General features: G+C 65.4%; 12 protein-coding genes. 5 read left to right on the top strand and 7 right to left on the bottom strand.

All coding sequences use genetic code 11. The annotated features are described in order from the left end of the window. Nucleotide 1: 1 nt before the first annotated feature. The 4 genes from pstA to M3N53_14795 form a co-directional block, all read right to left on the bottom strand. Nucleotides 2-937 carry a phosphate ABC transporter permease PstA gene (gene pstA / locus M3N53_14810; GenBank protein ID MDP9069593.1) on the bottom strand — a complete coding sequence of 312 codons (936 nt, stop codon included), beginning with the start codon at nt 935-937 and terminating at the stop codon, nt 2-4. Further along, the gene (pstC, locus tag M3N53_14805) at nt 937-1863 is read right to left on the bottom strand and encodes a phosphate ABC transporter permease subunit PstC (protein MDP9069592.1); all 927 of its coding nucleotides are present in this window, start codon (nt 1861-1863) and stop codon (nt 937-939) included. Before pstC ends, pstA begins: the two co-directional genes overlap by 1 nt. 96 nt (nt 1864-1959) lie before the next feature. Beyond that, a complete protein-coding gene (locus M3N53_14800) occupies nt 1960-3021 on the bottom strand; it encodes a PstS family phosphate ABC transporter substrate-binding protein (protein ID MDP9069591.1) in 1062 nt (353 codons plus the stop codon). Between the two features lie 545 nt (nt 3022-3566). Further along, nucleotides 3567-4883 (bottom strand): PhoX family protein, encoded by a 1317-nt coding sequence (locus tag M3N53_14795; GenBank protein ID MDP9069590.1) that lies wholly within the window; start codon nt 4881-4883, stop codon nt 3567-3569. A 295-nt stretch (nt 4884-5178) separates the two neighbouring features. Here M3N53_14795 and M3N53_14790 point away from each other — a divergent pair, with 295 nt between their 5' ends. Continuing rightward, the gene (locus M3N53_14790) at nt 5179-5340 is read left to right on the top strand and encodes a hypothetical protein (GenBank protein MDP9069589.1); all 162 of its coding nucleotides are present in this window, start codon (nt 5179-5181) and stop codon (nt 5338-5340) included. A 43-nt stretch (nt 5341-5383) separates the two neighbouring features. On the opposite strand, the gene M3N53_14785 is transcribed toward M3N53_14790, so the two are convergent. Further along, nucleotides 5384-6418 (bottom strand): M28 family peptidase, encoded by a 1035-nt coding sequence (locus M3N53_14785; GenBank protein ID MDP9069588.1) that lies wholly within the window; start codon nt 6416-6418, stop codon nt 5384-5386. Nucleotides 6419-6582: 164 nt separating this feature from the next. Here M3N53_14785 and M3N53_14780 point away from each other — a divergent pair, with 164 nt between their 5' ends. The 3 genes from M3N53_14780 (at nt 6583) to M3N53_14770 (ending at nt 11502) form a co-directional block, all read left to right on the top strand. Then, nucleotides 6583-7281 (top strand): hypothetical protein, encoded by a 699-nt coding sequence (locus tag M3N53_14780; GenBank protein MDP9069587.1) that lies wholly within the window; start codon nt 6583-6585, stop codon nt 7279-7281. A gap of 168 nt (nt 7282-7449) precedes the next feature. Further along, nucleotides 7450-8667, top strand: a complete 1218-nt coding sequence (locus M3N53_14775; protein MDP9069586.1) for a hypothetical protein — start codon at nt 7450-7452, stop codon at nt 8665-8667. 198 nt (nt 8668-8865) lie between these two features. Further along, the gene (locus tag M3N53_14770) at nt 8866-11502 is read left to right on the top strand and encodes a hypothetical protein (protein ID MDP9069585.1); all 2637 of its coding nucleotides are present in this window, start codon (nt 8866-8868) and stop codon (nt 11500-11502) included. Nucleotides 11503-11573: 71 nt separating this feature from the next. Here M3N53_14770 and M3N53_14765 read toward each other — a convergent pair whose 3' ends face one another. Next, nucleotides 11574-12032, bottom strand: coding sequence for a nitroreductase family deazaflavin-dependent oxidoreductase (locus M3N53_14765; GenBank protein MDP9069584.1), 459 nt, complete (start codon nt 12030-12032; stop codon nt 11574-11576). Between the two features lie 168 nt (nt 12033-12200). On the opposite strand from M3N53_14765, the gene M3N53_14760 reads away from it, so the two are divergent. After that, entirely contained in the window at nt 12201-12881 is a 681-nt protein-coding gene (locus tag M3N53_14760; protein MDP9069583.1) for an HD-GYP domain-containing protein, read from the top strand. A 13-nt stretch (nt 12882-12894) separates the two neighbouring features. Here the strand turns inward: M3N53_14760 and M3N53_14755 are convergent, their stop codons facing one another. Beyond that, nucleotides 12895-13947, bottom strand: coding sequence for an NAD-dependent epimerase/dehydratase family protein (locus tag M3N53_14755; protein ID MDP9069582.1), 1053 nt, complete (start codon nt 13945-13947; stop codon nt 12895-12897). Nucleotides 13948-14265 lie beyond the last annotated feature (318 nt).

Here is a 14265-nt window from a genome sequence, read left to right as displayed (position 1 = left end):
GTTACCACTTCCTCTCGTAACGATTCCTAAGGATTATCGCCACCGCGTTCGCGGTCAAGGTGAGTGCAAGGAGCACGATGATCGCCGCAGACGTCAGGGCTCTGAAGTCTTGGCTGGGGAGACTCGCCCACCGAAAGATCACGACCGGGAGGGCCGTGTACCCGCCGTAGATCTGCTCGTACAGGCTCGCACCTCCGGTCGCGAGGAACCCGGTCACTGCGCCGACGAGAAGCAGCGGAGCGGTCTCGCCGATCGCGCGGGATAGCGAGAGCACCGTGCCCGTAAGGATGCCCGGCGCCGCCGAAGGCAGAACGTGGCTGCGGATGACCTCCCACCGCGTCGCTCCCACGCCGTAGCCCGCCTCGCGGATGCTGTGTGGTACAGCCCGCAGCGCCTCCGCCGACGTGATGATCACGATCGGCAGGACGAGCACCGCCAGCGTGAGACCTCCGGCCAAGACGGTTCTCCCGCCGGTGAACTCGACCAGGAGCTTGACGAAGATCGCGAGGCCCAGCAGGCCGTAGACGATCGACGGGACACCGGCGAGGTTGCGGATGTTGACGTTGATGAAACGGTTGAAGCGCGTGTCCTCTGCGAACTCTTCGAGGTAGATCGCGGCTCCGATCCCCAGCGGGAACGCGACGATGATCACGATCACGGTCAGCATCACGGAACCCAAGATGCCCTGCCCCACGCCGGCGGTGGCTGCGGTCACGATCGACAACCGCCCGCGCAGGAACTCGCCGCCGCGCTCGGAGAACACCGAGATGCCGCCGCTGACGACGTCGTACAGAAGCACGACGAGAACGAGCAACGACACGAACAGCGCGAACAGCAAGAGACCCTCGAATAGCAGGCCCCCCACGTCGCGTTTACGTCCCCGCAAGCTCGCGGCAACGAGGTCACTAGGCGTGAGCGGCTGAGCGCGAGAAGCCATCAGTACCTCTGCCTGACGCGGCGAACGAAGCGCTCGCTGAGGATGTTCAGAGTCAGTGTGATGAAGAACAGCAGCAAGCCGACGAAAAACAAGCTCTGGAAGGTCCCGTCGGTGCCCCGCACCTGGTCGCTACCTACCGCCAGAGCCGTCATGGCCGCCGTCATGGTCTGACCGGGGCCGGTCGGATCTACGGTGAACGCTGAGCCGCCCGTTCCACCCGCCGCGATCGCGACGACCATCGTCTCGCCGATCGCCCGCGACATCCCGATGATGAACGCGGCGACGATCCCTGATACGGCGGCCGGAAGCACGATCTGCAGTGTCGTTGTCCGCTTACGCGCACCCATCCCGACCGCGCCCTCCCGCAGCGTCTGCGGCACCGAGCGCAACGCGTCCTCGGCGATCGAAGCTACGAGCGGGGTGACGAGGATCCCCACGCCCAGACCCGCTGCGGCCATGTTGAAGGCGCTCGCGTCGCTGAACATCCGTTGGATCACCTCTGGACTGATCCAGGTCAGCGCGAAGAAGCCGATCACGACGCTGGGTATCCCGGCGAGGATCTCCAAGATGGGCTTGACCCGGCGGCGTAGCCGCGGTTTCGCGTACTCCGACAGATAGATGGCAGCGGCCAGACCCAAAGGCGCGGCGACCAACATGCCCACGACCGTGACCACCATGGTGCCCGCGACGATGGTCGCGATGCCGAACTGCCCCCGCCGCGGGTACCAACCGCCCGCCAGCAACTGAGACAGGTCGGCCTTGCTGAGGAAGACGATGGCTTCGCCCAGGAGCGAGAAGACGATCCCCGCGCTGATCAAGATGGACACGGCCGCGGCTAGCTGAAAGCCGCGGAAGATCAGCGACTCTCGCCGACGGCGTTGGGGGCTCCCCTGAAGGGCAGCGATATCGATGGGTGTGGTGGTCATCTGCTCCCGAACCTAGGTCGAACGTCCGACAAAGTCATCCCCGAACGACAAACAGGGAGGGGCGAAGGCCCCTCCCCTGTCTGTTGAACGGGCTGCTTAAGAAGCTGCTTCCGTGATCACCTCTTGAGACTCCCACGTTGTCCGCGTCGCCTCCAACTCGGACTCCTCGAGCGGGATGTAGCCGACCTCCTCGGCCGACGCTATCCCCTCATCCGAAAGATAGAAATCGACGAAAGCCTGCGTCGCGGGGTTCTCCTCGAGCTTCTGCTTGTTTACGTAGATGAACAGCGGCCGGCTGATCGGGTACTCGAAGCTGGCGATGGCCTGCGGGGTCGGAGCCACGCACCCGTTGCCGCCATCCACCTCCAGAGCCTTCAGCTTGTCCTCGTTCGCCTTGTAGAAGGCATAACCGACCCAGCCGAGCGACGACGGCGTACCCGATACGCCTTCGACGATCACGTTGTCGTTCGCCGAAGCCTGGTAATCCGGTCGGGGAGCGACCTCCTCCTCGTATTCCTTCAAACCCTGCTCCTCGACGAACGGCTCGAAGACGAGCTCGATGAACGAGCCGTAGGTCCCCGACTCCTCACCCGGAGCGGTGACCCTGAGCGGTTGGTCGGGGAACGGGGCGGCCTGAGAGTCGTACTGCGCCGCCAGCTCGTTGGCGTCCGACCATTGCTCGAAGCCCTCCGCTTCTGGACCAAGCAAGGCCCAGAGGTCACCGAAGCTGAGACACTGCGCGAAGTCGTTCTCGGTCGAGGTGACGACGGACAGGCCGTCGATGGCAACCCTGAGCTCGACGGCCTCGATCCCGTTCTTCTTGCACGCATCGATCTCTTCTTGGCTGATGGCACGCGAGGCATCGGAGATATCCGTTTCCCCGTTGCAGAAGAGCTCGAATCCGTCGGAGGTACCCGGGCCCTGGACGGACACCTCTACGTTCGGGTTCTCCGCGTTGAACTTCTCGGCAACTGCCACGCTGATCGGCTCCACGGTGGACGATCCGGAGATCGCGATCGATCCCGCAAGCGCTTCACCACCGGTGTCGCCTGTGGCCGTCGTGCCGGTGGCCTGGTCGGGAGCACAAGCCGCTCCCAGCAGCGCCATCGTGCAGGCGAGCAGCGCGAGCCTCCAGGGCTTAGATGACGGTCGGATCATGCTGTAGCTCCTCCTTCTCCGGGCTCTCTCAGAGCACCTAGACCTCCCCGCGGAGGCCTTTCGAGGCGACGCTAGCAACGGGATATTGACGAGCCGTATCGGCTTCATGAACTCCGCGTGAACATCGTCCAGAGCGGGGGAGGGCCGGGCGAGCCTCAGAAGATTCATCGCCACATCCCGCTTCGTTCACTGCCGGTTAGCACTGGATGCCTAGGTTCCGACTCGCATCCCCTGTCACCGAGGACTCCCCCCGGTCCTTGGTAGAAGCCGAGGAGAGAGGGTCTCTACATCCCCGAGAGATCCTCTCTCCTGCGGCCTCTTTCTCCGCAACGAGATCTCCACATGTGTGGAGATAGATGTTCGAGTTCAGCCGCGCGTCATCCGGCGTTCATGTTGCAGACGGCGGCAGCGCGAGCCGCGGGGTCGTTCGTGAAGCGCCCTTAGAGGACGAGACCTCCCGGAGCCGTTACTGCAGGCCCAGCCACACGAGTAGCGCGGTGCCGATGAAGAGTGCGCAGCTCATGTCCCCAGGTTCGTCCACGTCGTCAGCCGGTCCAGGGGCCCCGGATCGCGTAGGTGCGTGCCGCGGTGCCGCCGAAACCGCCCCGGCGACCGCCGTGCTGGTTCACGAAGAGGGTTCTTCCGTCAGGCGAGAAACAGGCGCCGGCAAACTCGCTGTCTAGGTCGTTCGCCTTGGCAAAATCGTAGATCCGGCCGTCCTTCGTCAGACCCCGCACGAATTGCGGCGCGCCGGTGTCCTCGCAGAGGAAGAGGTCCCCGGTCAGAGGGGAGAGGGTGAGGTTGTCGGGGTTCTTAAGCTCTTCTTCGCTCTTGGACTCGAAGATCAGCGTGAGCGTCATCGCGCGAGGGTCGTACTCCCAGATCTGGCCGAGGCCCGCGTCACCACCCGAGGTGCAGTCGAAGTAGATCCTCCGGTTGCCTACCCAGATCCCCTCTTCGCGGGCGAAGATCGCCGCGCCCTTGCCTTGGGCCTCCTCGCGGATCGAGTCGCTCGACGGATCCGGCTCTTCGATGTCGACCCACGTCACCGCGAAGGCTTTCCCAAGCGGCCACCCCTTGCGCGTGTCGGCCGTCGGCTGATCCTTGATCGCCAACGCCTGCAGGCGTCCTGCGCTCTTGGCGAGGTCTCCCGCTTGCGTCGGCTTCGTCTCTGGGGTGTAGCGATAGAACGAGGAGTCACCCTGATCCTCGGTCTCGTAAAGGGCTCCGTCAGTCCAGGCGACCGCCTCGTGCACGAAACGCCCTGCGGCCCGGATCGGCTCGGGCGTCGTTGCGCCCTTCTTGCCGGCGGGGATCTCGAAGTTGTATCCGTGGGGCTCTTCGCCGGTGACGAACTGCTCCTCGGACGTGATCCAACTGCCCCACGGCATCTTGCCGCCGGCGCAGTTGGTGATGGTTCCCCCGAGCACCGCGAAGCTCCTGACGACCTCCAGCCGCTCGTTCACCACCAGCTTCGTGCAACCTGCGTTCGCCAAGGGCAGCACGTCGTAGCGCTTGTCGAGCGGAACCACCACCGGGATCTCGCTCGGCAGCGCGCGGTTCTCGTGATTGCGGATCAGGATCGTGTTGCCGTTGCGGCCCTTGAACGCAGCCATCCCATCGAATGCGCTCGGCGTCGGGTTGCCGTCGCTCATCGGGTCACCCTCGCGGGAGATGATCTTCACGCGGAAGCCCTTGGGGAGCGACAGCGGTCCTTTGTCGACGAGCGGCCCGTAACCGAGCGCCTCGACCACTGCTCCGGTCGCCAGCCGCTGCCCCAGCGCGGCCAGCGGCCCGGCGATCGCGAGTCCTCCCGCCGTAGCCGCGCTCTTAACGAGGAAGTCTCTTCTGCTAACGGACATGGCTCCACCTTTGCCTCGGGAGATGAATGGTTCGACACGAGACTAGGAAGCACCTGGTGAACAGACGCTTAGCGGGGCGCGAACAAATGGTGAAGCTTGGGGCCTCACGGATCCTGCGGCGTGGCACTCGGAGCGGCAGGCTTTGCGAACAACCTGGAGCCGTGTTGCCGCAAGTGCTCGGAGCAGCAGACGCCAGGATCAAGCGCGCCTGGAGCCGGCGGCTCGCCCGATGGCTTGTCGCCCGGGGGGCGGGGTAGGAACTCCCAACGACGCTTCCGATCGAAAGGGATGACCGATGCCGAAGTTCGACGAGCTAGCTGCTGACGACCCGAAAGACAGCGCAGACGACATGGAGAGCATCAACAAGGGCTCCGAGGACCACTCGCAGTCCATCCCCTCCGACGACGACGCTGGCGGCGGCCCCTCCGTGGCTGACGCCTTCCGCTCCGGCTCCTAGCGCCGCTTTACCGGCCCCCAGGAGGCTGTTGCCTCCGTTGGGTCTAGAGGTTGTCCAGGACGAAGGTCGTGTACCAGGCCGAGTTGAAGGTGTTCTCCGTGCCCTGCTCGAGGTTCTTGCGACCTCCGGCGACGGCCTCCATGAACGGGACCGTGTCCCACGGCTGGTGGTAGCCCGGATAGTCCGCGGCCGTTCGCATGCCCGTCCAGCGCATCGTGAACCAGCCCTTTTCCGCGAAGTTCGACTCGTCGGAGTTCCGGATGTTCGGCCCGCAACTGCAGACGTGGCCATCCGTCCCGAGCGGCCACCGCTGCGTGAGTGCGCGGCCCCCGTCACCTTCGGGGAACTTCAGGTAGTCGAAGTTCACGTGGTTGATGATCGGAACGGCGAGCGCCGCGTCCTCCGGCATCGGCCCGTGATAGATGCAGATGCAGTAGCGAGCGGGGTAACCGATGCCCACCATGTCGAAGCCGAGGCCCGCGTGGATCTTCTGACCCTTCTTCTCTAGGTAGTCGGCGTATGCCTGCGACGCGAGCAGCCCGTTCTCTTCGGCATCGAACCAGAGCAGTGCGATGGAACGGTTGGTCTTGATCTTCGACAGCTCCCTCCCGAAGTAGCGGAGCATGTTCGTGCCGCTTCCGTCGTCGTAGGCACCCTGGATGGTGAACCCGCCACCGGCAACGACGTCGTAGTGCGCGATGAAAGCGATCCACTCGTTGGGCTTCTTCGTCCCGCGCTTGACCGACTCGACGACGCGCACGGTGCGGGAAGGTGTGCCGACCTCGAACTTGCGGATCGTCGTCTTGAACCCGTAGCCCTTGGCCTCCTTGGCCAGGAACTCGGCCGCCTTCACGTTGTTCGGCAGCCCGTTGTGACGCATCGGGAACTTGTCGACGTACTCCTCGAGGCCCTCGATCATCTCCTTGCCGCTGACGTTGGGCTTCGGAGCCTTGTCGAGATCGAACAGCTTCGGCGCCGCCTTGCCTACGGCGGTGCCCGCTCCGCCCGCGATGAAGGCCGGTCCCACGACCGCTCCTGCAACCATCACGGCGAGAAGCCGCTTGACGCTCGAATTCATGAGAGAGCCCCCTGGGAGTTTGTTTTGTGTCCGCTCCGTCCTATTTCTCCACACCGCCGTCGTCCCCTTCTGGCCGCGGGGGCCTTTCTGGGCCGGCAGGAACACACCTCGAACCGTCGAACCTCACCGAATAGGCGGACTCACCAAGCTCACAAGGAGAAGTAATGAAGCGCAAGGCGATCCTCTCGATGCTCCTAAGCGGGCTTCTGGTTGGCGCGCTGATCGGAACCTCCACCCCGGCCTCAGCAGGCAAGAAGAAAGCAGCGGGACCGGTCGTCGTGGGGAAAGACGCGCCGAACGACTGGGGCTCGAACGTCGACGCAAACCTGGCACCGGTCGGGAACGCGCTCGGCCAGGAGCTGGTGGAGGCCTCGATGGGCATGGCGGACGCCAAGACCGTCAACTTCATCATCAAGGTCGCGAGCCTTCCCGCGCCCGGCGGTATGCCCGAGTTCACCCGCTACAACTGGGACTTCATGGTGGACGGCAAGGGCCTCGAGCTCGACGGCAAGTTCACCAACTACAGCCGAGGCGCATGTGACCCCACCTCCGGGCAGTGCCCGCCGCCGCGCGACCCCGGGTCTGCCCCGTTCTTCGTCCGCGGCAACTGCTCGACGGTCGGCACCACCGTGGTGTGCGAAGAGGTCGGGTTGGTGCACGCGACCTTCGATGCGCCCAGCGGAACGATCACGATCCCCGTCCCGATGGACATGATCGGGGCGAAGAAAGGCTCCAAGATCACGGGTGGAGCCAGCGACTTCGGCGGCACCGTCGCGGCGGCGGCCTCCGCTTTCGTGTCCCCGTTTGCCGCTCCCAACGACAACCTGACGGTGACCGGCACGTTCACGATCCCCAAGAAGTAACTCCGGAGAGGCGGCTCTTAGAAGGGGAGGCTCCGGCCTCCCCTTCTTCGCGTCCACGTCCATCGGCGGGTCGGAAATGTCCGCCGTGACCAGGCAGGACACGCCGATGGTGCGGCGAATCAAGCCCCCACAGACAAGAAAAGTCAGCTTGAACAGGGAGAGAAATCGATGAAAGCGTTGATCGGCAAAAAGGCGCTTGTAGCCACGACCGCGATGGCCGGGATGATCCTCGGCTCGCTCGGTTCGGCTGCCGGCGCGCGTCAAGACTCCGCCTCGCTGCAGGGCGAGGGCAAGGGACTGAAGCTGATCGCGAACATCCCTTACGCCAGCGGCTCCGACATGGAGTTCACCACCATCAAGGGCCGCGACTACGCGTTCACCGGCTCCTTCGCCTCCGTCGAGGACGGCGGCGGCCTCCACGTGATCGACATCACGAACCCGGAGAAGCCGAAAGAGGTCGCGTGGCTGAAGTGCCCGGTCTACCAGAACGACATCCAGATCAGCCACGACAACAAGACCGTCATCATGGCGGCCGACTCCGCCGGTGGCCCCGAGTCTTGCCTCGCCGTTGGCAAGAAGGGCTTCATGACGGTCGACATCACGAACCCCAAGAAGCCCAAGCCGATCGGGTTCGCCGAGATCGCCCGTGGCTCGCACAACACCACGGCGCACCCGACGCAGCCGATCGTCTACAACTCGGACTCCGATCTCACCAACCGCGGCGTGATCGAGATCTGGTCGATCAAGAACCCCGCGAAGCCCGAGAAGGTCAACGAGATGATCGTGCCGGGGCTCAGCCCCCACGACATCTCCTTCAACAAGAAGGGGACGATGGCGGTCACGGCCGGTATCGACACGATCGAGCTGATCGACACCTCGGATCCGACGAAGCCGACCCTGAAGTTCGTCTTCCAGTGCCCCGGTTGCTCGATCACGCACGACGCCAAGTTCACGCCGGACGGCAAGGGTCTCATCGTCGGTGACGAGGGTGGCGGCGGCGGTGGCTACCCGTGCCCGGGTGGCGCGCTGTACTTCTACTCGCTGCAGGGCGACACCGTTCCGGTCCTGACGGGCATCTACGAGCCCGGCGAGGTCCTGTTCGCTCGTGACGACCAGGGCGGCCTCGGTGGCTGCACGGCGCACGTCTTCGACATCTCCGACGACGGCAAGAAGGTCGCCATCTCCTGGTACACCGCCGGCACCCGGTACCTCGACGTGTCGTCGCCGGTGGGACCGACCTTCGGCGAGCGCGGCACCGGGGTCAAGGAGCTCGGCTGGTTCCAGCCCGAGGGCGGCAACACCTGGAGCTCGAAGTTCTACAAGGGCCCGTACATCTTCTCCAACGACATCAACCGAGGCTTCGACGTCTTCAAGATCGGCAAGTAAGCCTCCGCTACAAGAGAACAAAGAAGGCCCCGGGGCAACCCCGGGGCCTTCTCTTTTTGCGTCGCACGCTCTGTTTGCACACAGCGGGCGACCAAACCCGCACGCTCTGTGGCGGCCTCTTGCGCTCTGTTGCGCTGGTATCGGCCACGCCTGAAGGCAAGGACTGGGAGGGGCCGTGGAGAACCTAGGCTCCAGATGATGAAAGCCACTCGGGCGGCCGTGGCCGTCCTTTCTGCGTTGCTGCTTCTGGGCCCCCTGGCCCTCTCGGCGCGGACGGCGGAGATCATCTGCCCGAACGTGGTCGACCGCGGGAAATCGTGGAGCTCGATAGCGGCGCCTGCATTCACGAGCGGCGGCCGCGAGCTCACCGCATACGCGGTCCATCCGCTGGTGCCGACGATCATCCTGGCCTCGAACGGCGAGCAGATCTGGCAGTCACAGAACTCCGGGTGTGACTGGAAGCCGTTCTTCTCGATCGACCTGCTCCCGCGCCTCGACGCGCCCGTTTCGACCGCCAACTCGCGCATCGTCTCGATCGACATCCCGGAGGCCCCGGCCGCGGCGCACAAGATCTACATCCTGGTGGCCGAGCAGGTGGGGCCTGCCGTGCGACCTCACGTGATCATCACCGGCGGCCAAGACGGCCGCTTCCGGACCACGATCGACGGGTTGCCGCCGCTGACCGGCGGCCTGTACGGACTGCACGTGGCACCGAGCGATCCCGACGTCGTCTACCTCCAGGTACGGGAGACGCCCGCCACGTTCAAGGACGACATCTACGCGAGCTTCGACGGTGGAGACACGTGGGAGAAGAGGAGTCGCAACGACTCCGGAGCAGCGAGCCAGGGCATGGCGGTGGACCCTCTCGCTCCCGACGAGCTGTGGACGTTCGGAGCGAATGGCTTGTGGCGCTCTCTCGATGCCGGAGCGTCCCGCACCAGCATCGATCAGGTCGGGGTGCCGACGCCGGTCGTCGACGTCTTCCACAAGCCCGGTTCACCCGCGCGGGTGATGGCCTACGAGGCGGAGACGTTCACCTTCAGCGTCACCCGCGACGGGGGCGCCACCTGGAGTCGCATCAACGGACCGGGCGGACCCGCGATCTCGATCGCGCACGGAGCCGACGCAGACGACGTCGTCGTGTCGCAGAACAAACGCGTGGACCGTTTCAAGCCCCCGGAGTTTTGGACGACCATCACGCCGGACTATCCCCAGCCGAACCTCATGCAGCTAAGCTCTGACCGTACCGCCGACCCGTCGGTGTTCGGGCTCACGCCGCTGACGATCGAGCGCTACACCGGCCTGAACGACGAGATCGAGATCCCCGGTTTCAACGACCTGACCCCACCGGAAGTGCTCGGCGACACGAGCCTGCAGCCCGCGCAGACGACGTTGAAGCTGAAGGCGGGAAAGTCAGAGCAGGTGGACTACCGCTTCGCTCTGCCCGCGAACCCGACGCCGCTCGACGTGTTCTTCCTGGTCGACACCAGCGCCAGCATGGACCCGAGCATTGCTGGGCTTCGCAACGGCATGCAGAAGATCGTCGACTCGCTGGCGGCCTCGAAGATCGATGTGCAGTTCGGAGTCGGCGAGGTCAAGGACTATCCGATCCCGGGATTCGGAGACCCGGTCCAAGGTGACTTCCCCTACCGGCTCAACCGGGCGATCGGACCGGCGGATACGTCGCTCAGTGAGGCTTTGGCGAAGCTCGAGTCCTCGGGTGGCGGGCGCGGCGATTACGAGGAGTCTCAGCTAACCGGCCTCTACCAGGCCGCTACCGGCGAGGGCGAGCCCGGCTGTGTGGCGTCGCCGCGCGAGGAAGCACCGCCCTGCGTACCACCGGGCCAGGGGGCGCAGTTCAGGGCGGACGCGCTGCCCGTGATCGTGCACGTCACCGACTACGGCTTCCACGACCAGGCCGCCCACCCGTCGCCTCCCTTCGCTCAGGTTGCCAGCACGCTGCGGGCAAAGGGGATCAGGCAGGTAGGGCTCGCAGCGGAGGGGACGCAGGGGAACAGCGCTGCGATCGTGGACCTCACGGACATGGCGGAGCAGACCGAAGCCATCGCGCCCGCGGGCGGTGTCGACTGCGATGGCAACGGCTCGATCGACATCCGCGCCGGAGCCGCGCTCGTGTGTGCGATCAGCGACACGGAGAGCGACGGCGTCCTGAACCTGGCCCCCGCCATCATCGCGACCGTCAGGGCGATCGCGGAAGACGTCAGTGTCGAGCTCGTCACCAGCGACAAGAAAGGCGTCGTAGACGTCGCCCCGGCGTTGTATCCGACAGTCGACATCACCGAGCGCAACAGCCTCGGCTTCGACGTCGCGTTCACGTGCCCGCGCAGTCTCGCGGGGACGACCCACAACCTGACGCTCGCGGCGAAGGTCTCGGGAACGCCGGTGGCATCGGCGACCGCGAAGGTCGTCTGTCAGAAGCTGCCCGCGGCGGCGTTGCTGAAGCAGAAGCCGAAGCAAGAGCCACCTCCTCCGCCACTGCCGGTCGTCCCCGTGTTCCCGCCGGCCCCCGTGATCGTTCCGGCGATCGCGCCGGCCGGGCCGCCTCCGGTGCCGGAGACCATCACCTCGACGCAGTCGGCCGCTCAGGCTCAGGGAGCGGTAGCCAAGCAGGAGCAGCAGCAGGTCCAGTTCGCAGTGGCCTACGCGCAGTTCCGCAACGACGAGGCATACGCGCTGTCGAGTTACAGCGAAGATCGCCGCGCGGCGTCGCCGGTGCCGCTGTATCTCAGCGCCGTCGTGATGACGCTGGCCGCGGGCTTCTTCGCTCTCAGCCGCTCCGGAGCCAGAGCCGCGGCTGCGTATCGCAGACGCTGAGCCCCTTCGAAGCAGAGGTTTCCGTAAAACAGACGATGTGATGCGCAGCGTGCGCGTATCCCACTCTCTTCCTAGTCAAGATCGACTCGGACGCTTACCAGATCCGATGTGGCCATTCGTATGAACGATCCGTTGATCGGATTCACTTGCAGCGCACGTCGTCGTGGATCATCGTCGAGATCGAGCGCTGCTGTGCCCTCGCGCCAGCGCCCCCCGACCCGCACCCGCACGCGCGGGTTCGCCTTGATGTTGTGAACGTAGTCCGCGCGCGCCGCGTGACCAGCCACTATCCAGACAACACTCCCGTCGAGGCGGCCAGCGACCGGTACCTCATGGTTGTTGCCGGTACGCCGGCCCGTCGTCTCCAAGAGCACGAGACCGGGCACCCTCCCGGCGAGGAGTCGAAAGAGCGGGTTGACGAACCTCCAGTAATAGGCCCGCACAAGCTGATGTGGTGCCACCCGTTGGAATAACGCGATCCCAACAAACAGAATGGCGGCGGCTGCAACCGCTATGAGGACAGCTTCCACTGCGTCTTTATTACACCCCTACGAAGGCCAAGTCTGCGCCGCTCCTCCTATGTGGCAACTGATCGCTTGAACGGCATGCGCCGTGGGCTAGTCATTCAAGGAAGCCGGAGCGTCTGCCGATAGTCAGAAAGAACTAGTCGCACTACTTCGGGCGAAGGCAGGTGCAGTGTGAGCGGCTCCAAAGGTTTCCCTCGCCGGCTTGCGGAGACGCTTCAGGCAAAGGACCAGCGTGAGCTCGCATGGGAGACGTTGGACGCGCTGGTCGCGGCGGTGAACGACCACGACTCCTACACGGTAGGACACTCCGGCCGCGTCGCGCGCATCTCGGCGGACCTCGCTCGCCTCCTGGGATCGGCCCCCGAACAGATCGCTTTCGTCCAACAGGCGGCACTCGTCCACGACGTCGGCAAGGTCAGCATCCCGCAGGCGCTCCTGAAGAAGAGAACCCCGCTCACCGACGAAGAGCTGCATCTCGTCCGGTTGCACCCGATCATGGGGGCGAGCATCCTGTCGCGGATGCCGGGGATGGACAGGTTCGTGACGGTCGTGCTGCATCACCACGAGCATTGGGACGGGAGCGGGTATCCGAGCGGCCTCAAGGAGATCGAGATTCCCCTGGAGTCGCGCATCATCGCGATCGCGGACGCATTCGACGCGATGACGTCGAACGGGGCGGGCGGCTCCGAGCTTCGGACCGAAGACGCTCTAGCGGAGTTGCGGCGATCCTCGGGTCACCAGTTCGACCCGCTCTTGGTCGACGCGATGCATACCGCCTACCGCAGTGGGTTGCTCGACAACACCCCGCGCTCGATCGTGTTGCCGCAATCAGGCTGGAGCCTGAAGCTCTAGCTCTGGGCGCGGTTCAGTAGGGGTTGCGGCGGCCCACCCCGCTTACGACCTCGCGCACTCGCATCCCTAGGTCGTCCTCAACCAGCGGCGGCGTGTCGCTGCCGGCACCGCCGTGCATCCCACGAACGAGCTCCAACAGAGCCTCCTCGGAGCTATGTCGCGGCTCCCACCCCAGCACCGTTCTCGCTCTCGTGGTGTCCATCACCGGGGTCTGGAAGGCGAGGTCCAGCCAACCCGGAGGTGTCGGGTGGAGGCGGAGCTTGTACGTCGCGCTCCACAGCGCGTACAGCGCGCGCGGCTTCATCTGGACCAGCTTCGCCCCGAACAGCTCCGCCAGCCTCGGAGGATCGAGGATCGGATCCGCCGCGACGTTGAAGGGGCCGCGCACGTCTGAGGTCACCGCCAGACGGTAGGCCTCGCCGATGTCGTGCGAGTGCACGCACTGGAACCTCAATCGAGCGATGTCCGGGATCACCGGAACGAGCTCGCGACGCACCAGCGGGCTGGGGACGAACGGGCCCGCGAACAGGCGGCGCTGTTCGGTCGCCGAAGTTCTCTTGAAGATGAGGCCCGGGCGCAGCCGAACGACCCGGAGCTGAGGGTGTTCGGCCTCCAGCGCGTCGAGCATCCTCTCCGTTGCCGCCTTGTGGCGCGAATAGAACGACGTCGATACTCCTTGCGTCGGCCAGCTCTCGTCGACGGGATGGTCCTTCGGCCCCAGCGAGTACGCGCCCACCGACGATGCGTACACGAGCGATGGGACCTTCTCGGCAACTACAGCTTCGAAGACGCGGCGACTGCCAGTGACGTTGGTCGCGTGCAGCGTCGCCAGGTCGCGCGACGGCTGGATCAACCAGGCGAGATGAACTACGCAATCGGCTCCGCGCACGAGGGGGCCGAGGTCGTCCTTCGTGATGTCGGCAGAGACCCAGCGCGTCTTCGGCAGTGGCGTCGTGGGGAGCCGGCGCGCGACTCCTGTGATGGAGGTGATGGTGGGGTCGGTCGCGGCGGCGCGGATCAGGCTCGTGCCCGCGTTGCCGCTCGCTCCGAAGATGACGACGTCCATACCGCCTGTGTACCCGAAGAGCCGCCCTACACGCAGGGCGCCGGCCCTTTCAGCCGGTCACGTATACCGGGAGCGCGACACGGTGGCATCCGGCGGTGCGCGCGCGGGCGGTGCGGCCAGAGGCGCACGAGGCGTGCTGCACGCGGCCCGATACGGTGCCGTCGTGGCAGACGCGCTGATGGTGACCTCGAGCTTCCTGCCCGGCCGCGGCGGCATCGAGAGCTACCTCGCCGAGCTCTGCGCCGAGCTGGCAGCAGCAGGGACACCTGTGGCGGTGCTGGCGCCTCGAGAGCGGGATGGCGCCGCGCTACCGAGCGA

The sequence above is a fragment of the Actinomycetota bacterium genome, from assembly GCA_030776625.1.
Lineage (GTDB): Bacteria > Actinomycetota > CADDZG01 > CADDZG01 > WHSQ01 > MB1-2.
Note: the sequence above shows the minus strand (reverse complement) of the source record. Positions and strands in the feature narration are given on the sequence as shown.